The 24,404-nt window shown below is 70.7% G+C and carries 25 protein-coding genes; 9 read left to right on the top strand and 16 right to left on the bottom strand.

Going from position 1 to position 24,404, the window contains the following annotated elements; translation table 11 throughout:
• The first annotated feature begins 19 nt into the window (after positions 1-19).
• Positions 20-976 (top strand): Lrp/AsnC family transcriptional regulator, encoded by a 957-nt coding sequence (locus ACGF8B_RS31115; protein ID WP_392745249.1) that lies wholly within the window; start codon positions 20-22, stop codon positions 974-976.
• A gap of 134 nt (positions 977-1,110) precedes the next feature.
• Here ACGF8B_RS31115 and ACGF8B_RS31110 read toward each other — a convergent pair whose 3' ends face one another.
• Complete coding sequence (locus tag ACGF8B_RS31110; protein ID WP_392745248.1) at positions 1,111-2,184, bottom strand: alpha/beta hydrolase family protein; 1,074 nt, start codon at positions 2,182-2,184, stop codon at positions 1,111-1,113.
• A gap of 86 nt (positions 2,185-2,270) precedes the next feature.
• On the opposite strand from ACGF8B_RS31110, the gene ACGF8B_RS31105 reads away from it, so the two are divergent.
• Positions 2,271-3,227 carry an ArsR/SmtB family transcription factor gene (locus ACGF8B_RS31105; RefSeq protein WP_392745246.1) on the top strand — a complete coding sequence of 319 codons (957 nt, stop codon included), beginning with the start codon at positions 2,271-2,273 and terminating at the stop codon, positions 3,225-3,227.
• Positions 3,228-3,402: 175 nt separating this feature from the next.
• A complete protein-coding gene (locus ACGF8B_RS31100) occupies positions 3,403-3,954 on the top strand; it encodes an AAA family ATPase (RefSeq protein ID WP_392745244.1) in 552 nt (183 codons plus the stop codon).
• A 287-nt stretch (positions 3,955-4,241) separates the two neighbouring features.
• On the opposite strand, the gene ACGF8B_RS31095 is transcribed toward ACGF8B_RS31100, so the two are convergent.
• From ACGF8B_RS31095 to ACGF8B_RS31070, 6 genes are all read right to left on the bottom strand, one after another.
• On the bottom strand, positions 4,242-4,517 hold the full coding sequence (locus ACGF8B_RS31095) for a hypothetical protein (protein ID WP_392745242.1): 276 nt from the start codon (positions 4,515-4,517) through the stop codon (positions 4,242-4,244).
• Positions 4,518-5,424: 907 nt separating this feature from the next.
• On the bottom strand, positions 5,425-5,931 hold the full coding sequence (locus tag ACGF8B_RS31090; RefSeq protein ID WP_392745241.1) for a hypothetical protein: 507 nt from the start codon (positions 5,929-5,931) through the stop codon (positions 5,425-5,427).
• Positions 5,932-6,261: 330 nt separating this feature from the next.
• Positions 6,262-6,648, bottom strand: coding sequence for a VOC family protein (locus tag ACGF8B_RS31085; protein ID WP_392745240.1), 387 nt, complete (start codon positions 6,646-6,648; stop codon positions 6,262-6,264).
• A complete protein-coding gene (locus ACGF8B_RS31080) occupies positions 6,645-6,938 on the bottom strand; it encodes an ArsR/SmtB family transcription factor (RefSeq protein ID WP_392745239.1) in 294 nt (97 codons plus the stop codon). The genes ACGF8B_RS31085 and ACGF8B_RS31080 overlap by 4 nt, the downstream gene beginning before the upstream one ends.
• A 48-nt stretch (positions 6,939-6,986) precedes the next feature.
• Complete coding sequence (locus tag ACGF8B_RS31075; protein ID WP_392745238.1) at positions 6,987-8,369, bottom strand: ATP-binding protein; 1,383 nt, start codon at positions 8,367-8,369, stop codon at positions 6,987-6,989.
• Between the two features lie 3 nt (positions 8,370-8,372).
• Positions 8,373-9,050 (bottom strand): winged helix-turn-helix domain-containing protein, encoded by a 678-nt coding sequence (locus ACGF8B_RS31070; RefSeq protein ID WP_392745236.1) that lies wholly within the window; start codon positions 9,048-9,050, stop codon positions 8,373-8,375.
• Between the two features lie 150 nt (positions 9,051-9,200).
• On the opposite strand from ACGF8B_RS31070, the gene ACGF8B_RS31065 reads away from it, so the two are divergent.
• Positions 9,201-9,398: a hypothetical protein gene (locus tag ACGF8B_RS31065; protein ID WP_392745235.1), complete on the top strand. Its 198-nt coding sequence runs from the start codon at positions 9,201-9,203 to the stop codon at positions 9,396-9,398.
• A gap of 87 nt (positions 9,399-9,485) precedes the next feature.
• Here ACGF8B_RS31065 and ACGF8B_RS31060 read toward each other — a convergent pair whose 3' ends face one another.
• From ACGF8B_RS31060 to ACGF8B_RS31025, 8 genes are all read right to left on the bottom strand, one after another.
• Positions 9,486-10,169: a BPL-N domain-containing protein gene (locus ACGF8B_RS31060; protein WP_392745234.1), complete on the bottom strand. Its 684-nt coding sequence runs from the start codon at positions 10,167-10,169 to the stop codon at positions 9,486-9,488.
• Positions 10,166-14,224: a Pls/PosA family non-ribosomal peptide synthetase gene (locus ACGF8B_RS31055; protein WP_392745232.1), complete on the bottom strand. Its 4,059-nt coding sequence runs from the start codon at positions 14,222-14,224 to the stop codon at positions 10,166-10,168. The genes ACGF8B_RS31060 and ACGF8B_RS31055 overlap by 4 nt, the downstream gene beginning before the upstream one ends.
• A 36-nt stretch (positions 14,225-14,260) precedes the next feature.
• Positions 14,261-14,848, bottom strand: a complete 588-nt coding sequence (locus tag ACGF8B_RS31050; protein WP_392745230.1) for a hypothetical protein — start codon at positions 14,846-14,848, stop codon at positions 14,261-14,263.
• A 43-nt stretch (positions 14,849-14,891) separates the two neighbouring features.
• A complete protein-coding gene (locus ACGF8B_RS31045) occupies positions 14,892-15,914 on the bottom strand; it encodes a hypothetical protein (RefSeq protein ID WP_392745229.1) in 1,023 nt (340 codons plus the stop codon).
• Positions 15,915-16,224: 310 nt separating this feature from the next.
• A complete protein-coding gene (locus tag ACGF8B_RS31040; protein WP_392745227.1) occupies positions 16,225-16,848 on the bottom strand; it encodes a restriction endonuclease in 624 nt (207 codons plus the stop codon).
• Positions 16,849-16,943: 95 nt separating this feature from the next.
• The gene (locus ACGF8B_RS31035) at positions 16,944-17,153 is read right to left on the bottom strand and encodes a hypothetical protein (protein ID WP_392745226.1); all 210 of its coding nucleotides are present in this window, start codon (positions 17,151-17,153) and stop codon (positions 16,944-16,946) included.
• Positions 17,154-18,210: 1,057 nt separating this feature from the next.
• Positions 18,211-18,666 carry a hypothetical protein gene (locus ACGF8B_RS31030; RefSeq protein ID WP_392745225.1) on the bottom strand — a complete coding sequence of 152 codons (456 nt, stop codon included), beginning with the start codon at positions 18,664-18,666 and terminating at the stop codon, positions 18,211-18,213.
• 402 nt (positions 18,667-19,068) lie between these two features.
• The gene (locus ACGF8B_RS31025) at positions 19,069-19,539 is read right to left on the bottom strand and encodes a MarR family winged helix-turn-helix transcriptional regulator (RefSeq protein WP_392745224.1); all 471 of its coding nucleotides are present in this window, start codon (positions 19,537-19,539) and stop codon (positions 19,069-19,071) included.
• Between the two features lie 147 nt (positions 19,540-19,686).
• On the opposite strand from ACGF8B_RS31025, the gene ACGF8B_RS31020 reads away from it, so the two are divergent.
• The 5 genes from ACGF8B_RS31020 to ACGF8B_RS31000 all read left to right on the top strand — a co-directional run bounded on the left by ACGF8B_RS31020 (position 19,687) and on the right by ACGF8B_RS31000 (position 23,317).
• The gene (locus tag ACGF8B_RS31020; protein WP_392745222.1) at positions 19,687-20,898 is read left to right on the top strand and encodes an MFS transporter; all 1,212 of its coding nucleotides are present in this window, start codon (positions 19,687-19,689) and stop codon (positions 20,896-20,898) included.
• A gap of 90 nt (positions 20,899-20,988) precedes the next feature.
• Positions 20,989-21,411, top strand: coding sequence for a heme-binding protein (locus ACGF8B_RS31015; protein ID WP_392745221.1), 423 nt, complete (start codon positions 20,989-20,991; stop codon positions 21,409-21,411).
• Positions 21,411-21,767 carry a nuclear transport factor 2 family protein gene (locus ACGF8B_RS31010; RefSeq protein WP_392745220.1) on the top strand — a complete coding sequence of 119 codons (357 nt, stop codon included), beginning with the start codon at positions 21,411-21,413 and terminating at the stop codon, positions 21,765-21,767. The genes ACGF8B_RS31015 and ACGF8B_RS31010 overlap by 1 nt, the downstream gene beginning before the upstream one ends.
• Before the next feature lie 15 nt (positions 21,768-21,782).
• Complete coding sequence (locus ACGF8B_RS31005; RefSeq protein ID WP_392745218.1) at positions 21,783-22,613, top strand: aldo/keto reductase; 831 nt, start codon at positions 21,783-21,785, stop codon at positions 22,611-22,613.
• Positions 22,614-22,867: 254 nt separating this feature from the next.
• A complete protein-coding gene (locus tag ACGF8B_RS31000) occupies positions 22,868-23,317 on the top strand; it encodes an LLM class flavin-dependent oxidoreductase (protein WP_392745217.1) in 450 nt (149 codons plus the stop codon).
• 449 nt (positions 23,318-23,766) lie between these two features.
• Here ACGF8B_RS31000 and ACGF8B_RS30995 read toward each other — a convergent pair whose 3' ends face one another.
• A complete protein-coding gene (locus ACGF8B_RS30995; protein ID WP_392745216.1) occupies positions 23,767-24,348 on the bottom strand; it encodes a class I SAM-dependent methyltransferase in 582 nt (193 codons plus the stop codon).
• Positions 24,349-24,404 lie beyond the last annotated feature (56 nt).

Genomic DNA, 24,404 nt, shown 5'->3' with positions numbered 1-24,404 from the left:
GAGGAAGTGAGGTGTACCGGTGGATCACGACATCCCCGACGACCTCGACCAGCACCTGCTCCGGACCCTCCAGCTCGACGGCCGCGCCCCCTTCAGCCGCATCGCACGAGACCGCAGTGTCTCCGAACGCACCGTTGCCCGCCGCTACCAACGACTGCGCGCCCTCGGCCTGCGCGTCATCGGCCAGCCCGTCTCCTCACGTCTGGGCCTGACCCGGTGGCTGTTGCGCCTGCACTGCACCCCGGACGCCGCCGGGGCCATCGCCGAAGCCCTCGCCCGCCGTCCCGACACCAGCTGGGTCACCGTCGCCTCCGGCGGCACCGAGCTCTACTGCGCGCTCAACGCCCGTACGGCCGAGGAGCGCAACGCACTGCTGCTGGAGAAACTGCCCCGTACCCCGCGGGTGCTCTCCGTCAGCGCCCACTGCATGATGCGCATCTTCGTCGGTGCGACCAGCACCTGGCACGCCACTCGGTTCGAGCCGCAGGGCACAGCGGCCACGGTGGATTCCGGCGCGGCCGCCGCCCCGCTCAGCCTGGACGCGACCGACCGCGTTCTCTTCACCGAGCTGGCCCGGGACGGCCGAGCGCCCCTGCCCGAACTCGCGGCCGCCGCCAACCGCTCCCCCTCCAGCGTCCAACGCCACCTCGACCGCCTCCGCCGCGAGGGTGCCCTGAACCTCTCCGTGGACTTCGATCCGCAGCTCCTCGGCTACCACATGGCCACCCGGATCTGGCTGAACGTCACCCCCGCGCACCTGCGTATCGTGGGGGAGGCTCTCGCCACCCACTCGCAGATCGCCTTCGCCGCAGCCATCACCGGCACGTCCAACCTGGTCGCCAGCGGCATCTTCCGCGACCCGGCCGACCTGTACGACTACATCGATCAGCGCATCGGCCGGCTCCCCGGCATCCAGGGCATCGAGACCGCCCCCACACTGCGTGAGGTCAAACGCCTTGCTCCCGCCATGACTTGAGCGTGGCTTCCCGGGCGGGTTCACGGACTCCACCGCGACGGGCGACCGGACTTCCGGACTTCCGGACTTCCGACGGGACGGTTCCCGAACCAACGGCGACGCGGGGGTGGCCGGTGGCCGACACCAGGCTTCCGCTACGGCAGACGACGGGTGAAGAAGGTCCCCACCTCGCGCCGAACCCGGGCGAGTGTCGCGGCCGGGTCGCCGGTTCCGACGAGCGCGGCACGCGCCGCTGATGTCACTTGACCGGCGGTCTGGAGTTGCGGGACGAGCGAGCCGTAGTCGGTGAACGTCCAGTGGTTCGCGCCGCCGAGCAGCGCGCGGCGGCCGGGCAGGCCTTCCCAGGAGGACTCGATCCGGTCGGCGCCCTCGAATCCGTCGGTGCGGAACAGCAGCAGCCCTCGCGCGAGGCCGGCCGGCGTGTCGTACGGATCGAGGTAGCCCTCAAGGTTCGCCACCGCGCCGACCCGGGGGTCGCCGCAGGCCGCGTACACGGCCGCGGTGCCGCCTGCGGAGTGTCCGTACAGCCCGATCCGGCGGGTGTCCATGACCGGGGCGAGTTGCAGACCGCTGAGCCGGTCGAGTACCAGCCGGAGGTCCGCGATACGGGTGTGGATCATCGTTCGGAGGGTGGCCGGGTCCGGCGGTCCCATCAGGACGGTCGTGCGCATCCCTGTCGGCAGTTCCACCTGGGAAGCGTCGCCGGGATGGTCGACGAGAACGACCACCCGGCCGTGGCTCGCCAGGTCCTCGGCAAGGCCGGTGCCGAGTGTGCGGGAGTCGCCGCCGCCCGGTGAGTACACCAGGACCGGGTGCCGCCCCGGCAGCGGCGGAGCCGCCACGTACCCGTGGGTGAGGACCGCGCCCCAGTCCACCTGTCCCGGCTGCGGCAGCCCGGGGTGTAGGCGCGGTGCGTACTCGGCGAACACCGTGGCCTCGTCCGGGGTGAGTTGGGGCGCGCGGGAGCGGCCGCGCACCGTCCGGGCCGGGTACAGGACGGTGAGCATCAACTCCCGTACACCGCCCACCCACGGGTCCGTGCGATCAGGGTCGAGCAGATGCACTGTCCGCATGCCTACGGGATGCGGGCCCGTCGGCGCGGGCAGCCGGAGAAGAGGGCCGGCACCGGCGGCGGACGCGGCCGTGGGCAGCAGGGCGGCGGCGCCTCCGAATAGAGTGCCTTTCAGAAGAGTGCGTCGAGAAGTCATACGAAGCATCCTTGAGGCGGGGCCCGTCACGGCGCGAGGACTCAGGCCCTGGCCGAAAGGCTTGACCAGGACGAGGAGTTGTGGGGGTGCTGCGCATCCGCTTCACCGCACAGGACATCGCACGGATCTGCTTCGCGCCCCGCCCGGCGCCGCTCCAAGAGCTGCACGCCGCCCTGACGACAGTTGTGACCCGGCAGGGCGGGCCGCTGTCCGCACCGTGGCGCGGCCGTGTCCTGCGCTCCCTCCCGGCCGCCGCCGAGCCGCTCGCCGACCTGGTTCCGGCAGGCCGCCCGCCGTCCTTCCTCGATGTCCTCGGCGACAGCCTGGCCGACAGTTTCGAACAGATCCGCGCCACCAGCCCCGGCGTCGTCCGCTCGGAGCTGGAGCGGATCTACCAGGACGTGCCCGCCCCTGCCTGGATCCGCCGCCTGCGCACGCACGACGACACGGCCTGGCGCACGCTGTACCGCGCGCAGCGGGCCGCGTACGAGGCGGTTCTCGCCCCGGTCTGGTCCGTCGTACAGGAACTGCATCGCGAGGAGTTCACCCGTTACGCCCTCACCGTCGCCGAGCACGGTGTGGCCGCCGCACTGACCGGCCTGGCTCCTGGCAGCCGCCTCGACGGGGAAGTTTGGGAATGGCCCGACGCGGCGGCCCGGGACGTCCGCCTCGACGGGCGGGGCCTGGTGCTGCTGCCCACGTTCCATCACCCGGCGGGTCCCCTTCTTCAGGACTCCCCGGGGCGTCCCGCGGTCCTGACGTACCCGACCGGGCCGCCCGGGTTTCCGCTCACCACGGGGCGCCCGGCCGTTCCCGCCGAGGCCCTGGTCGCAGTCCTGGGCCGCACCCGGCTCGACGCCCTGCGCCTCCTCGCCGAGCCCCACACCACGACGTCCCTGGCCCGTGCTCTCGACGTCAGCAACGCGACGGCCTCGTCGCACGCGGCGGCACTCAGATCGGCAGGCATGACGACGACGACCCGCACCGGCCGCTCGGTCACCCACCGCCGCACGGCCCTCGGCACGCTCGTCGCGGGCGCCTGACCGCCGCGGTCCGAGCGTTCTGCCCTGTCGGGAGTGTCTGACAATTCGAAGAACGCCTCCTGGCCGCGGGACGCGCACACACTTCTGTGCACTTCGGAGTGATCGCTTCCGGTCGCTGCCACAGCCGAGGGAAATACGATTGCCGACCATCGGACACGTTGACATGATTGCGAGCGTGATCACTGCTGAGACGCCGGACTGTCTGATCGTGACGGGGATGCCGGGGGCCGGGAAGTCGACGGTGACCAGACTCGTCGCCGAGCACCTGCCACGCTCCGCCCGGCTCGACGGCGACTTCATCAGCAGGCTGGTCGTCAGCGGTCGTGTCTGGGCCCTTGGCGAGCCTGCCGACGAGGCGGCGCGTCAAGTGGAGCTGTGCAACCGCAATCTGTGCACGCTGGCGAACAACTTCTCCGACGCCGGCTTCACGCCCGTGATCGACTGGGTCATCCCTGACCGCGCGCAGCTGGACTTCTTCGTCTCCCTCCTCCCGGCCCGGCAGGTCTTGTTCGTCGTTCTGGCACCGGGCATCGAGGCGTGCCAGTACCGCAACACCATCCGTGATCCACGGGAGCGGTTCGACTTCGACGGATACGAAGATCTCGATGCCGACATGAAGCGCGAGCTCGGCGATGCCGGGTGGTGGTTCGACACCGCGGCCCTCACTCCCGAGGAGACCGCCGATCGCATCGTCCGGGAAGCTCGGCGTCGCGCCCTGGTGAACTGACTGAAGTCGGCTCTCGCCGTGGACAGCCCGCCGCCGAAGCGGTCGGCTTGCTTCTCCTCCTCGGCAATGTGCCGCAGGCTCTCCTTCAGAACGGCGCCTCGCCCAGCTGCTGCATCCGGTGATGCCTCCCCCGACCGCCCGTGGGCGTTGGCCTCGATCTCCAGGAGCGGACCTGGGCGAGGTCGAGGCGGAGCATCGGGCAACGGATGCCTCCAGCGGCGTCGACCCGACCAGGGGCTCGGGCACGGCTGCGTGGCGCAGCGGGCCGCGCAGTGGCCTGCTGATGCTCAGGACGCAGCGGGTGCGTCGACCGGCACGGCGGTCTTGAAGTCGGTGAACGTGATCGTCGCTTCGATGTCGGGGTCGGACGCGAAGTGGATCTTCTGGCGTACGCGCACGACTCGGCCCTCGTTGTCGATCCATGCATCGGCGTCGATTGTTGTGGCGGGGCGCAGGTTGCGCCCGACGGTCCTGTCTACCGATTCGACGTCCTTCGGAGTGAGGCGGGCCGATACGCGCATGGGTTCGCTGTCCTGGTGCACGGAGGCGCTGTGACCGAGCATGAGCCGCACGTACCGCGGGAGCCTGTCCGTGGGTATACCCCCTTTTGCCGCCGCCGCGGGGAACTCCTGCCATGGCCCATGGGTTCCGGTGGCCCGCCGGTACAGCTTCTGCCGGGTGATCACGACGTCTTCGGTGTACTGCTCGGTTGTGTCTGTCGTGCGCCCTGTGAATGGCGCGTTGAGGTTGACCCGCCCCTCCATGAGCTGGAGCCGTCGGGGCCCCGACTGCGTGATGGCTCTGAGCTCGGCCGAGTACGGGGCATCGTCGGCTGCGCCCAGCCGATCACGGACTGCCTGCGGGCCGCTCTTCGGCGGTGCGGGCTGAATCGGGGAGCATGCGGAGAGCATCAGCCCCCAGAGCACCAGAGTCAGGGGCGCTGTCCGGCGATGAAACACAGGTGGGTCCTCCGAGTACCGGGCCCGAGGAGGAAACACCCCGGGCCGCAGGTGGATGGTGGGCTCATCCTTTCCGACCCCGGAGATCGGGCGGTCTCAGGGGGAAGCGGCGTGATCAAGAGGGCGTCGGACAGTTACGGAATTGCCTTCTCCGCCCGCACAACCTTCCGGCCGGCACCCACCGTCCTCGAAGCGCTCGTCCAGCGGTTGGCCTGCAATGGCGGTGCACCCAGCCGTCGTTGGCCATGGTGACGGGGTTCCGGTGGCGGCCACGGGCTGGGACGGTCACCCTCTCCATTCGGAAAACCGCCGATCGAGCAGCTGTGACAAACGGTCAGCTCTTCCTCGACCCATCCTTGCGCGGCGGGCACCGGGACGGTCTCCTCCGTGCCGCCCCGCGCCCCGGTACGGTCCGCTCGGCGCAGCGGGTGGGCGACCGGGATCTGCCGTACCGGCCGACGCTCCATTCACGGCCGCCTCGTTCCGAGGTTGCGCTGTCCGGTGGCGCTGCTCACCCGGCGGCGCAGCGAAGGCGCTCGATCATTGCGGGCACGTGGTCGTCCACGAAGTCCAGGACATCTCCTTGGGAGGTCGAGGGCGTCTGCCCCTCGTTCTCCAACAGCTTGATGTTGAAGTGCACGTACATTGCCGGTGTGCCGTTCTTGCAGTTGATCTCGACGACGGCGCCGTCGTCTCCGACGACAGCGGCGCCAGGGACGACGAGGCCTCGCCTCTGCCCGTTCTTGAACTGCCGTGGCGCGGAAATCCAGCTCTCGGCGGGCAGGGGGTCGACCTCGAAGACGATGTCATCGGTGAGGACCACCGACTCGTCCACCTTCACCTGGCAGAACAGGTGGCTCCCCGAAGCGGACTGTTCGGCCTCGGCCACCTCCCCCTGCGGGAGCAGCGGCTCAAGCGCGTCCTTCGCGATCGGCCGCCCACAGAACTCCTCGGGCACAGCGGGCGTTTGAGCACCGCAGCCGGTCGCCGTCACCGACAGAATCACCGCTGCGGCCATGGCCGCAGCACCCCGCTTGAACAACTCGATCCCCCGCGATCCTCGTCCACCGCACCTTTGTGCCCGCCACAGAGTACGGCCCGGAACACCCCGGCCACGCACTGCTCCCGGACAAGGAGGGCAGCGCGGCCCCGCGGGTCACGAGCCGGCGACGAGGGCCGGCTCTCCTCCTCTTCACCCTTCCCGTGCTCGTCACCGGCCCATGTTCGTCACCGGCGCCGGGATGGGTCTCTCGGCGGGTCTCGTCGGCGGTCCGCAGGTCCCGCGGGTCCGACCCTTGACGTGCGGTCGACGACAGCAGCCCGCCCTCCCGTACGGTCCGCTCCGGTCCTACTTGCTGTGCACGATCTGGATCAGGTTGCCGCAGGTGTCGTCCAGCACCGCGGTGGTGACCGGGCCCATCTCCAGCGGGTCCTGGGTGAAGTGCACCCCGAGGCCGCGCAGCCGGTCGAACTCCGCGTTCACGTCGTCCACGGCGAACGACGCGGCCGGGATGCCGTCCTGGACGAGCGCCGTCTTGTACGGCTTCACCGCGGGATGGCCGTCGGGCTCCAGCAGCAGTTCGGTGCCGTCGGGGTCCTCCGGCGAGACCACGGTCAGCCACCGGTCCTCGCCCACCGGGACCTCGTGCTTCTTCACGAAGCCCAGCACGTCCGTGTAGAAGCGCAGGGCCTTGTCCTGGTCGTCGACGAAGACGCTGGACAGATGGATCCTCATGGGCTGCTCTCCGGGGTGTCGGTCCTGAGCCACCGGGTCACGATGTGCTCAAGGGGTTCGGTGTTCAGGTCGTGGAACTTGTAACGGCCCTGGCGCCGGGTACGGACCAGACCCGCGGACTCCAGTACGGCCAGATGCTGGCTGATCGCCTGGCGGGACAGCCCCAGACCGTGCTTGGTCACCAGCCGTGTGCATATCTCGAACAGGGTCTGGCCGTCCCGTTCCACCAGCTCGTCAAGGATGCGCCGACGTGTCGGGTCGGCCAGCGCCTTGAAAACATCATCCGCCACACCCCACACCATAGGCAAGCATCGACTTGCTTATCAATCGGGGGCCTTTCACACCTGCCGGCCTCCGACCGGCAGCAGGACGATCAGCCGGGTGCCCGGCCGGTTGTCCTCGATGTGAGTGGTGCCGTGGTGGGCCTCGACGATGTCACGGACGATGGCGAGGCCGAGGCCGCTGCCGCCGGTGTCCCGGCCCCGGGCGTCGTCCAGACGGGTGAACCGGTCGAAGACGCGCTCCCGATCCGCCCCTGGAATACCGGGCCCGTCGTCGGCGACGACCAGTCGAGCGGTGTCGTGCAGCGTACGGAGGCTGATGTCGATCCGGGTCACGGCATGGCGCAGCGCGTTGTCCAGGAGGTTGCGCACGACACGGGCGAGGGCGTCCTCGTCGCCGCTCACGCGTGCCGCGCCGACGTCGTGCTGATCGATCACGAGTCCGGTGCGGTCGCGGGCCTCGCGCACCTCGGCGAAGACGATCTCGTCCAGGTCCACCGGCATGGTCCGCAGCCGGGGCCGGGCGTCGAGCCGCGCGAGCCGGAGGAGGTCGTCGACCAGACGGTTCAGCCGTTCGGTCTCCCGGAGCAGGGTGGGTACGAGCGTCTGCCAGTGGGCGGATTCCGGGTGCCGGTCGGCGACTTCGAGACGGGTGTGCAGGGTGCTGAGCGGGCTGCGCAGTTCGTGGGCGGCGTCCGCGATGAACCGGCGCTGTCGCCGGGTCGCGGCGTCCAGACGGCCCAGCAGGTCGTTGAAGGTGGTGGCCAGCCGGCCGAGCGCGTCATCGGCCGGCGGTACGTCGAGGCGCCGGCTCAGGTCGGACTCGGTGATCTCGGCCGTCTGGGCGCGCATGGCGTCCACGGGCCGCAGCGCGCGCCCGGTGAACAGCCATACGACTCCGGTGAGCAGCGCGACGACCGCCGGCACGCCGGTGGCCAGGCCCGCGGTGAGTTGCGCCAGTCCGCGGTCGACGCTTTCGGTGGGCAGGGCGACGTACACCGTGACGGGGTTGCCCGGCGTGCCCGCGGGGACGCCGACGGCGCGCCAGTCCCCGCTGTCGTGCTCGGGGATGTCGTGGACGGTGTGGGCCCGCGGGGTGCCGGAGCGGCTCGCCGGGAAGGTGAACACCCGTGGCAGGCCGCGCAGGTTGGCCGAGCTGGCGAGCACGTTCCCCTTGCCGTCGACGACCTGCACGACGGCCTCGGCGTGGGAGGTGGCCGGTACCTCGGCGCTGATCTGGTTGGTGTCGGCGTCCGCCGCCACGACCTGCGCGCGCTGGAGGGCGGTCTGGTCGAGACCGGCGATCAGGCTGCCGTGCAGCCAGACGACGAGCAGGACGGCGGCTCCGGCCAGCCCGGCCGCCATGACCAGGGCCGCGGCGGCGGTCAGTCGCAGTCTCAGCGACCGGCGGGACCACCAGGAGCGGACGGCGGCGGTCATCGGTCAGCCCGCGGTGCTGTGGAGCCGGTAGCCGGCACCGCGGACGGTTTCGATGGTCCGGCGGTCGAACGGGGCATCGATCTTGCGTCTGAGATAGCCGATGTACACCTCGACGATGTTGGTGTCACCGTCGAAGTGTTCGTCCCAGACGTGTGTGAGGATGTCCGTCTTGCTGATCACCTCGCCGGCATGCCTGAGCAGGTACTCCAGCAGCGCGAACTCCCTTGCCGTCAGGCCGATGTCGCGCCCACCGCGACGGCAGTGGTGACCGGCGGGGTCCATGGTGAGATCGCCTGCGCGGAGCACGGCGGGCCGGGCGGGTGCGCCGCGGCGCAGCAGGGCCCGCAGGTGGGCGACGAGTACCACGTAGGAGAACGGTTTACTGAGATAGTCGTCGGCGCCGAGGTCGAGGGCGTCCGCCTCGTCGTACTCGCCGTCCTTCGCCGTGAGTACCAGCACCGGTGTCCAGACCCTGGCCGCGCGCAGCCGTTTGAGGACTTCGTATCCGGACAGCGCGGGCAGCATGATGTCCAGCACGATGATGTCGTAGGGCTCGTGCAGGGCACGCCACAGACCGTCCGCCCCGTCGTGCGCGATGTCGGCGACGAACCCCTCTGCGGCCAGCCCGTCGGCGATCGCATCGGCGAGCGCGGGCTCGTCCTCGGTGATAAGCATCCGCATGGTGACCTCTTTGTCCACCTTAGCGCCGCCGGAATGGCTGTTCCTTAAAGGATGCTGAGAAACGGGCCGCCTCTCAGCATCCTCTCAGTGCCCCGGACACAGGCTGGAGTCGTCAGCCGGACACGGACGGACGAGACGAGGAGAGGAACGATGAGCGACCTCAGAGACGGACGCCGGGGCAGGGACGAGGAAGCCTCGGAGCGCACTCGGCGCGACCGCGACCGCGGTCCGCGGGAGCCCGACGAGCGGCCGGACGACAGGCGGCCCGGAGGACGACGGCGTACGGACGCCGGACAACGGGAGCGTCTGGCCCGTAGTTCGCGCGTCACCGACCGGCCCCTCGGCTGAGTGGCGGAAGCAGGAACAACCCATCACGAACAGTGCGTGCCGGCCGGTCCGTGTCCCCGTGACGCGGACCGGCCACACGTCTGCGCCTCACTCCCCCATCACCGCTTCCACCAGCTCCTCGGCCAGGTCCAGGGTGTGCTGGACCGGCAGACCGTGGTCGGTGTACCAGTCGGGCGTCGCCTCGGGGTGCGGTCCGGTGACCGCCACGCGTCCTTTGCCGTACCGGGCCACGAGAGCGGCCGTGGTGCCGTTGTCGTAGGTGGCGAGGATCCTCGCACCGGCGGCGGCAGCGGAACTCCTGTCGAGGACGAAGAACGGGCCGTCCTGGAAGAACACCGTACGCGGACGGCCCCGCCACAACACCTCGATCACCGTGTCGCGCCCGTCGTGGACCGTGGCACCCGGGGAGGCGATGTACTGGTCGGCGTCACCGGGCAGGAGACCGAACCCCGGAGTGGATCCGGCGAGGTATCCGCCCAGGCAGAAGCCGACGTAGCGCCCGCCGTCGTGGACGAAGTCGCGTAGCGCCCCGCGCCGCCCTCGCAGTCTCCGGTACGCGGACGAGAGCGTGCCGCCGCCGGGCTGGGCGTACAGCGCGGCGTGGGACAGGGTCCGGGCCGTCAGCGGAAGTGCCTCATGGGGTCCGGTGTAGCGGACGTCCAGGTTCCATGGGGCCGAGGCGAGGAGGGCCGCCACCGCCTCGGGGCAGCCGGACCGCGAGGCCGGCCCCCGGTAGACGAGGGCTGTCGGGCGGTGCCCGGAACGAGTCATGGCGTGCTCTCCCGGTGGGCGGGCGTGGTCGCGGTGCCGGTGGACGCCGCGGGGGCCCCTTCGGCCGGAAGTCCCTGCCAGCGCGTTCCCGGTGTCAGCCGCTCGCCCTTCATGACCAGCGACAGGGCCCCGAGCCGGGCACCGGCGCCGACCACCGTGTCGTAGAGCACGACACTGCGCGGGCCTATGCTCGCCCCGGCACCGATGGTCACCGTCGACATCTTCATCACGCGGTCCTCGAACAGGTGGCTCTGCAACGAGACGTTCATGCCGATCGCCGCGTCGTCACCGACCTCCACCAGGTCGAACTCCGTGAGGTACGTGGTGCCGATCCAGGTGCGCCGCCCGATCCGGGCACCGAGCCCGCGCAGCACCGGGGGCAGGAACGGTGTCCCCACCAGGGCGCCCACGCCCACCGGGACGGCGGCCGCCTCGAAGAGGCCGGTGACGAACTCCGCGCGGCGCACGAACAGGCTCCACAGCGGCTCGACCCGTGGCCGGTACCGTCCGGCGACCGCCCATTTGGCCAGCACGCAGTACACGACGACGGCCAGCGCGGCGCCCATGGCGAGCAGCGGCGACACCAGCAGCGGGACGACCGGTCCCGACCGGTGCGCGACGGCGGCCAGGGCCAGCAGGTACAGGCAGGCACTGGTGGTCAGGACCGAGGCGGGCATGGTGGCCCGGAAGAACTCGATGGCGAGACGGACCAGCACGGCCCGGCGGGAGGGCCGGAAGGTCAGCTCCTCGGGGTACGTCCCGCTGTCCTGGCGTACGGGCAGTCGCAGCGCGGGCGAACCCAGCCACGTACTGCCCGCGGGCACCTGATCCGCGCGGGGAACCGTGCCCACACCGATCAGGCTGCCGGGACCGATGCGTGTTCCGGCGGGGACGAGTGCCGCGTTGCCGATGAAGGAGCGTTCACCGACGCCGGTCGGCGCGAAGGTCATGCGGTCGGCCGCGAAGGCCGCGACGCCGATTCCGGCCAGGTCGGCGACGAAGCTGCCGTCGCCGAGGGCGAGGAGGTCCGGGTCGATGTGCGACACGGTGGACACCTCGGCGTTCCGGCCGACCCGGGCGCCGAGCAACCGCAGCCACGGGGCCGTGTAGAGCGTGGCATAGAGCGAGTTGGTGAACATGAGGCTGTGTTCCAGCAGCTTGTCCGCGATCCACTTGCGCACGCCGAGCGCCGAGCGCGCCGGGTGGGTTCCCGGAGGTGTCCTCGGCAGGACCGTTCGCCTGCCGACGGCGACGATCAGGCACACCGTGGCCACGAAGACCGGGCCGGTCAGTGCGGCGGCGGCCAGTCCGACGGCCGTGCCGCCGCTCGACCAGGCCCACCAGAACAGGGCGACGCTCGGCAGGGCGGTGGCGACCACGGAGGCCTCCAGCAGGACCAGTCCGAGCAGGACGGCGAGCAGTTGCGGCGGTCGCCAGCGGTCCGTCCGGTCCCGGGTCCGCAGCATCGCCTCGACGGGTGGCGACAGTGCGGTCACGGGGCGTGCGGGCGATCCGGCACGGCGGGCGCCCGCGGGGAGCGTCTCGTCCGGGCCCGCCACGGACTGCTCGCCCAGGGCGGCGCCGGGTTCCAGGCGGGCACCGGGCTCACAGACCGCGTTGGCACCGACGAACGCCCGCTCGCCGATGGTGATCGGGGCTACCGTGACCTGTCCGTCGGCGACCTGCCAGGGGCGCAGCGTGGCTCCGTAGCCGATCGCGGCGTCCCGGTCGATGCGCAGCAGCGGGGGCAGGCCGACCAGTGCGGTGGCGATGGTGGTGCCGGGCCCGATGCGCGCGCCCAGGAGCCGCAGATAGGGGCCCATCATGGGCGAACCGCTGAGGGTCCGCAGCGGGCCGATGCCGTGCAGCAGCACGTCCAGCATCCAGATCCGCAGGTACGTCGCTCCCCACAGCGGGTAGCAGCCGGGCCTGATGCGCGCCGCCAGTGGCCGGGCCAGGGCGACGGGAAGGAGCCAGCGGACGGCGGTGTAGCCGGCCACCACGGCGATGGCGGGCCCCACCACTCCCCAGCCCGACACCGTGTCGTGGTGCATCGAGTACGAGAGGGCCACGGGGCCCGTGAGAAGCAGAAGCACTCCGTACAGCGCCGCTGCCTGGGCCAGTCCGGCACGGGCGATCCGTCCTCGGCCGTGCCGAATCGGGGCGGGACGGGGCTGCCCCGCAGCCGGGGCGGAAGGGGGGCCCGCTACCGGACGCAGGTGTGCCGCGAGCGCCCGCACGGTGGGATGCTCGTACATGTCCCGCAGCGTGGCACCGGCCGTGCCGTTCCGGCCGCGCAGCACCGACACGGCACGGGCGGCGAGCAGCGAATGGCCGCCGAGCCCGGTGAAGAAGTCGGCCCGGGCCGACAGCTCCCCGGGGCCGATGCCGAGTACCTCCGCCCAGGCGTCGCGCACGGTCGTCTCCAGCTCCCCGCGGACCGGCACCACGCGGCCGCTCCCGGCGAACCGGCGGCCGGCCGGTGGGGGAAGGCATGTGCGGTCCGTCTTGCCGCTGGGCAGGACGGGCAGCCGGCCGAGGAAGTCCAGGGTCGACGGCATCATGTAGGCGGGCAGCGACCGGTGCAGGCGCTCGTGCAGCCGGGCGGTGAGATCGTCGTCGCAGACGTCGTGGTCCGCGGTGCGCACCGCGTAGGCGGCGAGGAATCCCTCGCCGTCGCGTGCGTTCACAAGGGCGGTGCCCGCCTGGGCGATGGCTGGGTCCTCCATCAGTACGCTGTCGATCTCCTCCAGCGACACGCGGTATCCGCGGATCTTCACCTCCGCGTCGGACCGGCCGAGGTACTCGATCTCCCCTTCGGCGGTCACGCGGCCGAGGTCGCCGGTGCGGTAGAGACGGCCGCTTCCGGGTCCGGGGGCCAGGGGGTGTTCGACGAACCGGTCGGCGGTCAGGTCCGGCCGTCCCACGTAGCCCCTGGCCAGCCCGGGGCCGCCCAGGCAGATCTCGCCGGTGTCGCCCGGGGGCACCGGGCGGAGCCGGTCGTCGAGGAGGACTACGGAGTACGTCGGCAGGGGCCGGCCGATGGTGACCGGCCGGCCCGGCAGGAGTTCCTTCCAGGTGGCGGTCACGGTGGCTTCGGTCGGCCCGTACGTGTTGAGCATGCGCCGCCCCGGTCTGCTCCACCGCTCGACGAGTGCGGCGGGGCATGCCTCACCGCCCACGACGACGCCACGGAGCCGCGGGAGGTTACGCGGAATGGTCGCCAGCAGCGTCGGTACGCAGTACAGGACGGTCACCTCGCGCTCCTGGAGGAAGTCGGCGAGCTCCGGACCGAGCCGTCCGGGGCCGGCCGGCCCGGCGACGAGCGTCGCGCCGGCCGCCCAGGTCGGCCAGATCTCCTCGATGGAGAAGTCGAACGAGATCGCCATCCCCTGGTAGACCCGGTCCTGCGGCCCGACACCGTAGACCGGGGACACGACGCGCAGGAAGTTGCAGATGCTCGACCGGGCGATCTCCACGCCCTTGGGCCTGCCGCTGGAACCGGACGTATACATGACGTACGCCAGTGGGTCCTGCGCGCCCGGGTCCTCGACGGGCGGGCGCGACGTCGGCAGCAGGGCGAGGTCCCCGGCACACGCGTCGACCTCGATCACCGGGCACACCCGGCACGGCCCCGCCCGGTCGGCGCCGGACGCGAGTGCGGACGTGGTCAGCATCAAGGCGGCGCGGACGTCCCGCAGGATGAAGGCGACCCGGTCTGGCGGCGTGGCGGGGTCGATCGGCACGAACGCCGCCCCGGCCTTGCAGATACCCAGCAGACACACGTACGTCTCCACGGACCGCGGCAGCATCAGTGCCACGGGCCTGCCCGGTCCGATCCCGAGCCGACGCAGGTGGTGTGCCATCCGGTTGGCCCGGGTGTCGAGCTCCGAGTAGCTCAGCCGGTGCGCACCGCATTCGAGCGCGACGGCCGACGGTGTGCGGTCGCAGGCGGCCTCGAAGAACTGGTTCAGCCTGTCCGCGCCGTCCGTTGTCCTCGGTCCGGCGCGGTCACCTGCCGGGGCGACGGGCAGTACGGCGGTTCGGGAGGCCATGGGTTCCCCCTCGTCCGGTGCGTGAAGGGTGTTCGGTCACCTCAAGGCTGCGCGGCACCGGCTGAGAGGAGGCTGAGAGGCCGGCGCGATCGAACCGTACAGCCGCGTGCCCTGCTGCTCTTCCCGTTCGTCGGGGACCGGGAAGTGGAGTGCCTCGCTGCGGATGGAGGTGAAGTGGTGTTGCCAATCGGCCCGGAGGGACGCGAGCCACACGCCGTCCTCCCCGACGATCGCCGCCTCGGCGCGGCCCACCGCCCGGGGGTGTCGTGCGGGACCGGGTACCGCACCACCTCCTCGGGATCCTCGTCGCCGCGCGACACCATCTCGCCCGTCTCCGGCACGAAGCACGTGTCCCGCCGCTTGTCCGGATGGGCCCGTGATCCCGGCGACGCACTCGGCCAAGTCAGGGCCGTCCGCGAGCCGTTGACCGGCCGAGCGCAGGAGGTCGCGCAGCAGGACGACGCCGCCCGCGAAGTCCGGCGCGATACCGGCACGCATGTTCCAGAGCGTGGACAGGACCATGTCCGACCCACGCTCGACGAGCAGCTTGTGCGCCGGCGGAATGCCCCCGTTGTGCTCCGGGACGCACCGGATCTTCCGCGGATTCACCGCCGCGGTCGGCAAGGTGCGTGCTGAACGAAGACCAAGAACGGTTGCCGGAGGAGACCTAGCGGCCGAGGGCCCGTCGCACGGTCAGGTTGTGGTACTTCCGCAGCCGGTACAGTTCCCAGCACGACAACACCGTCACCGACACCGGAGCGCCGAGCAGGAACACGATCCGGGCCAGGACGGGAACCTCGGCGTTCTCGTTGTTGATCACGTCCAGGGCGGCCATCACCCACACCAGCAAGGTGGCGAGGATCGGCGGCAGCACCTCGTGGATGTCGGCGGTGCGGAACACGTGCATGAGGCAGAGCGCGATCCCGTACAGGACGAAGCCCAGCGACCACGCACAGAGGGTGATGAGGACGACCATGCCAGGGGTCCCGATGGCGTCACGGAAGCCGGCGGTCTCCCGATCGGGGGCGACGGCGAGGGGGAACGTGGCCATGGAGCCCATCAGAGCCGCCACCGACCCGAAGGACTTCAGGGACCGGCGCAGGTAGAGCCCGCGCAGCGCACCGTGTGCGGCGAACGCGAACACGGCGATCACGAACGGGAAGGCGCACACAAGGACGAGTGTGCTGATCCAGCTCTGATCGAACTTGTCGCCCGCGACGGTCTCGACACCCTTGGCTGTGTCGACCGGCTTGTACGACATGACCAGCACGAGCCAGGCTGCGACGCCGATCCCGGTCCGCCACATCTGGATCTTGCGCACCGTCAGGTCCTCGACAGCGCCCGGGCGCGAAGGGCGGAAGGCCCGCTGAGCCGCGTAGAACGGGTTGTAGACGCACTTGAGTATCCGCTGACTGCGCGTCAGCGGCGGCCGGGGCGGGCGCGGGAACGGCGGCTGCGGGCCACCGCCGTGCGGCTGCGGCGGGTATGGGCCCCAGCCCTGCGGATGCCCCGGGTACCCCTGCGGCGGCACCGGCACGGGCTGCGGCGGGTAGGGTCCCCCGGCAGGACCGCCGGGGTACGGGTGGTTTCCGGCCCCGGGGTAGGGCTGATGGCCGGGACCTGGGATCGGCTGTCCGCCGGGACCGGGTCCGCCCGCCGGGCCCCGGTAGCCATTGCCGTACGTACTCATGCCGTGCTCCCCCGATGTTTCGGTCCGTGCCGCGCGCGGCACGGCTCGACCCGTCCGCTCAGCGTGCGGCGTGATCCTACCCATCGCGGAGGCCGAGAAGTACACGTTCCGGGACCGGGCCGGGTACCTGGGGCGCGACAGGGAGCGGCAGCGTTCCTCCGGCATACCTGATCGCGCTGCCGCCCCGCCCCTGGACGTGGGCTCCCGAACCGAAGAACGCGGCGACCGTGCGGAGCATCAGGAGCCGGCTTCGTACACGACAGTGAGCAGCGCGTTCTGTGCGCTTTCAGCAGCTCGCCGACGCGTGCTTTCAGGAGAGCGGGGTCGGTCTGCGGGGCGGCGGGACGGCCCGGAGCAGTTCCCACAAGGGGCGTGTGCCGGCTGCCCACGCACCGAGGGTGTCGCGGTCGACGACGTGGAGGCGCTGCTGTTCGGCGAAGGTGACGGCCGGGGCTGTGACACGGCCATTGGTGACGATCACCGCGATGTCGGCGCCGTGGACCTGGCGGGCGGTGCCGTTGAGGACCTGGAGGTCCGGGGAGCCGACGGGGGAGCCTGCGAGGCCGTTGCGGCGGTGTTTGCACTGGATGACCCAGAGCCGTCCGTAGGGGTCGGTGGCCTTCACGTCGGCGCCCAGGTCGCCGGCGCCTCCGACACGGACCGCGTCCCGGCAGCCGTCGCGGCGCATCAGCTCCCGCACCGCGTCCTCGAACCGGGCATGGTGCAGGCTGTCCAGTTGTGCCAGCCCGTAGCGCAGGCCCTGCGTACGGACCGCATCCCACCGGGCCCGCTGCTGCTTCCGGTGGAGCCAGACACCGCCGGCCGGCACGACCAGGACACCGATGGCGACCAGGATCCACCAGTGGACCAGCAGCCAGTTGACCACGGCCACCATCACGGCGGCGGCCAGAGCCGCGACCACGAGGAACCCCACCAGCCGGTCGTCCGCACGCTGCCGTCTGCCGCGCCCACGGGTTCGCCGCCGTACCGGGGAGCGCCTGGCCGTCGTGGGCCGGCGTCTGCGGGGGCTCACCGGCTGGCCTGTGTCACGCCGCTCGCGACCTGTCCCAGGAAGCTCAGGATGCCCTGGCCCACCGGGGTGGGAGCCAAAAGGACCCCGAGCGCCAGGACGATGACGACGGTCATCTTCTCGTCGAAGCGGCTGCGAGCCTCAGTACGCCGGCGCAGCCGGAGGAAGACGACGACTACGAGCAGCACAGCTGCATTGATGGTCAGCAACCGCCCAGACCTCCCGCACGATTGGCAGATACCCAGATGAGGCCGCTGCGCCGCCCCTCCTTCCTGTGTAGCGGGGCCACGGTGATGTTGGAGGCGGGATGCACATAAATGGCACAAAGCCATTAGGCCCTGGCCGAATACCGCATGGAAGATCGGTCGTCGACGCGCACGGCACGTGCGAATACCCGGGGGCGCCGTCATCGTTCCCGGCCAGGGGCAGCGGGTGAACCGGATCGTTCCGGTGCGGCAGAACGAACCGCTGCCGCCTGCTGTACGCGCGCCACCCGGTGCGGGCCGCGAGAGCGCCCGGACGGGGGCGGCGCGTGAAGCATGTTCAGAACCCGAGGACGGGGCCGCAGCCAGTGAAACGCCGACGGGTCGCGAAACGGTTCCAGAGGGGCGGGGCCCGCCCAGGCCTCATGCAGACCTGGCGGCTGGTCGGCTTCCGAGCGGCTCCTTGGTGGTGAGTCCCGTTGGGAAGTCGGGGCTCCCCCCAACGGGACTCCATCACTCCCGACCGGCCCTCACTTCGTCGCGCACTGCGCGAACCGACCGAATCGCAGCGATCACTTTCTGGGAGAGCGCGGGCACCTGGTCGAAGAGGTGTCCCACAACAGTGAAACCCCCAACCACCGCAGCGGTTCCCACGGTCACCCAACCCGCCAGTTCCATGTAGCTCCCTTCAGAGAGGGTTCGGCGAAGGCACCGAGACACCCGCCCCGGCCCCCTTACCAGGGCGCGCTCGCCTCGGAATCACCTTTTCGACGCCGGTCCCTCTTGACGAACTACACGATCTGTCAGGCGACTTGAGTGTACCTGCCCTTGCGCCCCGGCCGATTGGCCATGGCTCCCGCGCGGTGATGCCGGAGGCGGGTTGCTGACGCATGGCACAACGCCACTGGGCCCTGGCCGGGCACCGCGCCGCAGGTCGGTCGTCGGCGTGCACGGTCACGTACAGGTCCCCGGGGCGCGCACCACATGCTCCGCCGGGGCCACCGGGTCGGCCACGGCAACAGGCGCGAACTCACAGACCGCAGACCGCACGGCTGGTCGCATCTCAGAAATCGGCGTCAACGCCGAAGGTACGTACGGCGAGCACACGGTCGAGCGGCCTCACAAGCTCCCGGTGAGCGATGGCCAGGAGCCGATTCGGCACTTCACCCCCGAGCAGCCCGGTCACGTAGGCGAGGGCATGCGCCGGGGAGAGCCCGGTCACCCTCCGGCGAAGGGCACGGACAGCGGCGATGCGGCCGCCCGTTGCTTCAGCTGCCGTCCGTAGGTCGTCGTGGAGATCATCCACCGGAGTGCGGACCGGCAGCCCTCGGATTCGACTGCGGTAGTCGTCCTCCCAAGCCCCCGTGACCCCGGAGACCACTCCGATCGAGTGGAGCCCGGCATCGACCCGGTCCACCAGATACGGGCCGCGTCCCACCAGCATCGCGGATGCATTGCGCGTTCTCGCACAGTCCTCGGACTGGACACAGACCTTCCGGACGAGCTCGTGCTCGACCACGCCCACCCACCCTGCGCGGGAACTGCTCGACCCCGGCGGCAACCCACGCCTGGTGGCTACGCCGCAGCTCTTCCTCAACGATGCGTACCGCGTCGTCCCGTTCGATCACGACCGCATCATCACGCGGAACCTCACCGCGCCGCCACGGGATTCCCTCACCGGGCTCTCTCCTATGCAGGACCGCGAACCTGTCGGTGCCGACCGTCGCCGACCGTCACGAAGCATCCGCCGCAGCCGACTTCGAAGAACGAAGGCCGGGCCCGCGAAAGCGCCCGCGCCCGGCCTCTGCAGGAGCGGGCACTCACCCGGATCAGCACCTCACCGGAAACCACCCTCGGGTCCGGGAGGGGTCGGCAAGCCGCAGCGCATCGGGTTCGCCGCATCCGTTGAGGGTGAACGCTCTCACGTGGCGATCGCTGACGGCGCCCGCGCGGTTTCGACGGTGCGCACCAGGGCTTCCAGCCGGGGGTCCTCGGCGGCTTCCCGCAGTGCCGCACGCAGGGCCGCCTCATTCGTCGGGCGGGCTTCGCCGAGCAGCTTGAGGCCGGCCTCGGTGACGTTGGTGTAGATCCCGCGCCGGTCGGTGGGGCACAGGTAGCGCTCCAGGAGTCCGCGGTCCTCAAGGCGGGTGACCAGGCGGGTCGTCGCGCTCTGGCTCAGTACGACGGAGTCGGCTACCTGCTTCATCTGCAGGTGCCCGCCCTCCCCGTCGTGCTGGCGGCTGAGGACATCGAGGAGCGAGTACTCGCGCACGCTCAGGCCATGACCCGCCTGCAGGGCGCGTTCGAGGCGGGACTCGATTTTTCCGTGCAGTAGAGACAGTGCGCACCAGCCCTGAGCCAGAGCGGTGAGCGCGGGGGCAGTAGCAGTCAACGGGGGCCTCCTTCTTCGGCCGTCCCCTCAATTATTGCACCCGACGATACATGCATACCGCTTCATTGCGCGTTTGCCTTATCCAGCGTGTGCAATTATTGTCAGGTGAAGTAAGCGTCCAACGCAATTATCTGGAAGGTAGCCCCCATGCCTCTCGCGCTCCTGGCTCTCGCCATCGGGGCCTTCGGGATCGGCACCACCGAATTCGTGATCATGGGCGTGCTGCCCCAGGTCGCAGGCGACTTCGGCGTGACCATCCCGGCCGCCGGCTGGCTGGTGTCCGGCTACGCCCTGGGCGTTGTGTTCGGCGCGCCGCTCCTGACCGTCCTCGGCACCAAGGTGTCCCGCAAGAAGATGCTGATGTTCCTGATGACGCTGTTCGTCATCGGTAACACGCTGTCCGCCTTCGCACCGAGTTTCGGCGTCATGCTCACCGGCCGGATCGTGGCCTCCCTGGCGCACGGAGCGTTCTTCGGCATCGGTTCCGTGGTCGCAGCCGACCTTGTCGCTCCGGAGAAGAAGGCCTCGGCCATCTCCCTGATGTTCATGGGCCTGACCGTGGCCAACATCATCGGTGTTCCCGGCGGCACGTACATCGGCCAGGCAGCCGGCTGGCGCGTCACGTTCGTCATCGTCGCCGCGCTCGGCGTCATCGGCTTCCTCGGCGTCGCCAAGCTGGTGCCCGAGGTGGGTCGGCCCGATTCGGTGACCGTACGTTCCGAGTTCACGGCATTCCGCAACGTGCAGGTGTGGCTGGCCATGGCCATGACCGTCCTCGGCTACGGCGGTGTCTTCGCTGCGATCACCTACATCACCCCGATGATGACCGAGGTGGCCGGCTACACCGAGGGCGCGGTGACCTGGCTGCTCGTTCTCTTCGGTATCGGCATGTTCCTGGGCAACCTCCTCGGCGGCAGGTTCGCCGACCGCAGGCTGATGCCGATGCTTCTCACCACCCTCGCGGCCCTCACCGCCGCACTGCTGCTGTTCACCGCGACCGCCCACAACAAGGTGCTGGCCGCGATCACTCTCTCCCTGATCGGCGCCCTCGGCTTCGCGACCGTCCCGCCGCTGCAGAAGTGGGTGCTCGACCAGGCCTCGTCCGCTCCGACCCTGGCCTCCGCTGCCAACATCGGCGCCTTCAACCTCGGGAACGCTCTCGCGGCCTGGCTCGGCGGCGTCGTGATCGCCGCGGGTCTCGGTTACACGTCCCCCAACTGGGTCGGGGCGATCCTGTCCGGCACAGCCCTGCTGCTCGCGCTTCTCGCCGCCCACCTCCATCGCCGTACCCGCGCCGCCGAACGTGTCGCCGCGGGGTCCGTCGGCCACCGGAGCACGGCGGAGACCGTCCTGCACTGACCTGGACGCGCCACCGCGGCCGAGCTCTCGCCCCGGCGCCCGATCCCATCCGATCCCCGCCCGATCCCCCACCCTCGAAGGAATCCCGTCATGAGCACCACCGTCCCCGTCACCCCGCTGACCACGCGGGACGCCGCGGTCCTCGTCAATGCCGCGCGCCGCGCCGCCGACGCCGCGGGAGTCACCGTGAGCGTCACCGTCCTGGACGCCGGCGGGCACCTGCTGGCCTTCCGCCGGGACGACCGGGCGGTGCTGATCTCCGGCGAGACCAGCACCCGCAAGGCCTACACCGCCCTGCAGCTCGACGCGCCGACCGCGGAGCTCGTCGACCTCGTCAAGCCCGAGGGGCCCTTCCACACCCTGCCCACCGCGCTCGACAAGCCGCTGCTGTTCATCGCCGGAGGCGTCCCCGTCCACCGCGACGGTCGCCTCATCGGCGCCGTCGGTGTCGGCGGCGGCGCCCCCGAGCAGGACCACGGCTTCGCCGTCGCGGCCGTCGAGGAGCTGTCCTGATGCCCCGCGCCCCGCAGGAGGTCTTCGCCGATCACGGGAGGCGGCTCGGCACCGGGGACCTCGACCTGATCGCCGCGAGCTACACCGAGGACGCCGTCTTCGTCACCCCCGAGGGAATCCTGACGGGCCATCAGGGCGTACGGGAGGGAATCGGCCGTCTCCTGGCCGATCTCCCCGACGCCGACTGGCAGTTGGTTCCGCAGTTCGCCGGAGACGTGCTGTTCCTGACGTGGACCGCCACCACCGCCACCCACGAGGTCACCGACGGCGTCGACACGTTCGTCTTCCGTGACGGTCTCATCAGCGCCCAGACCGTCCGCTACTCCCTCTCCATCCGTACGACCCGTACCGTCTGAAAGGCAACACACCCCATGGCACCGTCCGTCATCCCCACCGTCACCCTCAACAACGGCGTCGAGGTTCCTCAGCTCGGCTTCGGCGTCTTCCAGGTCCCCGACGACCAGACCACCGCCGTGGTGAGTTCCGCCCTGGAGGCCGGGTACCGCAGCATCGACACCGCCGCGATCTACGGCAACGAGACCGGTGTCGGCCGCGCCCTCGCGTCCTCCGGGATCGCCCGCGAGGAGCTGTTCGTCACCACCAAGCTGTGGAACGCCGACCAGGGCTACGACGCCACCCTGCGGGCTTTCGACTCCAGCCTCGCCAAGTTGGGCCTGGACCACCTCGACCTCTACCTGATCCACTGGCCGACCCCGGCCCGCGACCTGTACCGCGAGTCCTGGAAGGCCATCGAGAAGCTCGTCGCCGAGGGGCGGGTCCGCGCCGCGGGCGTATCCAACTTCCAGCCCGCGCACCTCGACCGGCTCATCGCCGGTTCCGAGCTGGTCCCGGTGGTCAACCAGATCGAGCTGCACCCCGGCCTCCAGCAGAGCGAGCTGCGCGCCGTCCACGCCCGGCACGGCATCGCCACCGAGGCGTGGAGCCCGCTGGCGCAGGGCGCCGTACTCAAGGACGAGGCGATCACCACGATCGCCACCCGCCACGGCAAGTCGCCCGCCCAGGTCGTCCTGCGCTGGCATCTCCAGCTCGGCAACGTCGTCATCCCCAAGTCGGTGACGCCCGCCCGTATCCGCGAGAACCTCGACGTCTTCGCATTCACCCTCACCGACGACGAGATGGCCACCATCGCCACCCTCGACCGCGACCTGCGCACCGGCCCCCACCCGGACGAGCTCAACTGACCCTTCCGACCGGCCCCGGCGGGGCGGCGTTCCGCGCCGTCCCGCCGGGTTGCCACGGCTCGCGGGGGCGTGGACGGCAGGTCCCGCCCGCGCGAGCCCGCACTCGAACTCCGTACCTGCGCGTCGCCCCACGTCGCCGCTCTTCCGAAAGTTGTGTCTGGCATGTCCGCCGCCCCCACCACCCTGGACCGGCTCGTGAACGCCGCGAGCCTGCCGACTCTGGGCCTTGAACTGCCCCTCGACAACGACCGGCCGTGACCGAGCGGGCCGTGCTCGGGACCGCGGCCGTCGTCCTGCCACTGCGGCAGCCGCTGCTGGTCGCCAAGTCCGCTGCCACGGTCGATGTGCTCTCCGGCGGCCGGTTCGTCCTCGGCCTCGCGAGCGGGGACCGGCCCGTCGAGCACCCCCTGTTCGGGGAGGACTTCCAAGGCCGCGGTGCCACGTTCCGCAGGGGGGTGGAAATCCTGCGTGCCGCGTGGGCCCGGCACACCGACGGTGCGGGCATGGAGCTGCCCGAGCTCGGTCTCGACGCCGGCCGCCGTCTGGACGTCCTTCCCAAGCCGACGGGCACGTCCGTACCTCTCGCCATCGCCGGACACGCCCAGCAGTCGGCCGAGTGGATCTCGCGGAACGCGGGCGCCTCCCTCAACTACCCGCGTCCGCGATGGGTTCGGAAGGGTTCCAAGAGGAACGGATCGTTCTGACCCACCCTCGATCAGGTGACGTTTCGTGGGTGTCCTGGGACGGGGGCGGTCAGGTACAGATGGGGGTCCACGGCGGCCGGTAGCGTGTGCTCCACGGAGCCCGCTCGGCTGCTTCCCCCGACAGGAATGCGGACGGGCGGGCGCCTTGTTGGCGCCCGCCCGTGGGCAAGGGGCTGGCAGGATTGCCAGCGGAGGGCGCTGCCTGCCCGTTTTGGGGGACCAATCGCGCAGCGGATGGCGTTAAGCCCTACCTCCGCAGGTCACGGGCTTCTGGCGGCGGTCCTCAGAACTACCTTGCAAAACGTAACGGTTGCGAGAGGGGTTCTGCGAGAGCTGACCTGGGCGAACTACTCGGGGGCCGACCTCCCAGTACGCCTCTCACATCTCCTCACCCACGAGAACGGCCGCGCGCAACGTCCGCGGCCCGAAGCTGCCCGGTGCGACTGAGCTCATGCCGAGGTGGCGGCGCGGCGCAGCGTGAACCAGAAAGTCGGGACCGGGTTCGTGCCGGGCGTCACGTCGACCAGCTGCCACCCTGCGAACCTGGCGCTGAGTTCGTCCGCAGTGACGCCGGACCACGAGTCGTCAAACGCCCCGGGCCCGTACCCGAACATCAGCAATCGTGCACCGGGGGCGGCGCGCTTGGTGAGGCCGGCGGCGTAGGCGTCGCGGCGGTGCGGTGGAATCCCGCAGTAGCAGCTCAGGTCGAAGAACAGGTCGTACGGGCCGGGCACGTCCACCTCGTCGAGTCGGGTGGCGTCCCCGCACAGCACCGTGACGTTCGCTCCGGCCGCGTCGGCCTTCTCCCTCGCTTGCCGGACCGCGCGGTCGACCAGATCGAGGGCCGTCACCCGCCATCCGCGCCGGGCCAGGTACACCGCGTTGGTCCCGGTGCCGCAGCCGAGTTCGAGCACCCGGCCCGCCATAAGCGCGTCGGGCCCCTCTATCAGGGCCACCAGCTCGGGCGGCGTGATGCCGCTGTCCCACGGCGGTTTGCCGTCCCGGTAGAAGTCCTCCAACACGCTGCGCACAGACGCTTCTTGGTCAAGCTCCGCAGCCGTCCGAATCTCACTCATCACTACCCTTC

The sequence above is a fragment of the Streptomyces sp. NPDC047917 genome (genome assembly GCF_043204345.1).
GTDB lineage: Bacteria > Actinomycetota > Actinomycetes > Streptomycetales > Streptomycetaceae > Streptomyces > Streptomyces sanglieri.
The sequence above is the reverse complement of the archived record's forward strand: the minus strand, read 5'-3'. Positions and strand labels throughout refer to the sequence as shown.

What these genes read in the sequence shown, in the direction of transcription:
- ACGF8B_RS31110 (WP_392745248.1), bottom strand. Translation starts at nt 2,184, where the DNA reads ATGACTTCTCGACGCACTCTTCTGAAAGGCACTCTATTCGGAGGCGCC.
- ACGF8B_RS31095 (WP_392745242.1), bottom strand. Translation starts at nt 4,517, where the DNA reads ATGCTCGGTCACAGCGCCTCCGTGCACCAGGACAGCGAACCCATGCGC.
- ACGF8B_RS31090 (WP_392745241.1), bottom strand. Translation starts at nt 5,931, where the DNA reads ATGGCCGCAGCGGTGATTCTGTCGGTGACGGCGACCGGCTGCGGTGCT.
- ACGF8B_RS31085 (WP_392745240.1), bottom strand. Translation starts at nt 6,648, where the DNA reads ATGAGGATCCATCTGTCCAGCGTCTTCGTCGACGACCAGGACAAGGCC.
- ACGF8B_RS31075 (WP_392745238.1), bottom strand. Translation starts at nt 8,369, where the DNA reads ATGACCGCCGCCGTCCGCTCCTGGTGGTCCCGCCGGTCGCTGAGACTG.
- ACGF8B_RS31070 (WP_392745236.1), bottom strand. Translation starts at nt 9,050, where the DNA reads ATGCGGATGCTTATCACCGAGGACGAGCCCGCGCTCGCCGATGCGATC.
- ACGF8B_RS31065 (WP_392745235.1), top strand. Translation starts at nt 9,201, where the DNA reads ATGAGCGACCTCAGAGACGGACGCCGGGGCAGGGACGAGGAAGCCTCG.
- ACGF8B_RS31060 (WP_392745234.1), bottom strand. Translation starts at nt 10,169, where the DNA reads ATGACTCGTTCCGGGCACCGCCCGACAGCCCTCGTCTACCGGGGGCCG.
- ACGF8B_RS31055 (WP_392745232.1), bottom strand. Translation starts at nt 14,224, where the DNA reads ATGGCCTCCCGAACCGCCGTACTGCCCGTCGCCCCGGCAGGTGACCGC.
- ACGF8B_RS31045 (WP_392745229.1), bottom strand. Translation starts at nt 15,914, where the DNA reads ATGAGTACGTACGGCAATGGCTACCGGGGCCCGGCGGGCGGACCCGGT.
- ACGF8B_RS31020 (WP_392745222.1), top strand. Translation starts at nt 19,687, where the DNA reads ATGCCTCTCGCGCTCCTGGCTCTCGCCATCGGGGCCTTCGGGATCGGC.
- ACGF8B_RS31015 (WP_392745221.1), top strand. Translation starts at nt 20,989, where the DNA reads ATGAGCACCACCGTCCCCGTCACCCCGCTGACCACGCGGGACGCCGCG.
- ACGF8B_RS31010 (WP_392745220.1), top strand. Translation starts at nt 21,411, where the DNA reads ATGCCCCGCGCCCCGCAGGAGGTCTTCGCCGATCACGGGAGGCGGCTC.
- ACGF8B_RS31005 (WP_392745218.1), top strand. Translation starts at nt 21,783, where the DNA reads ATGGCACCGTCCGTCATCCCCACCGTCACCCTCAACAACGGCGTCGAG.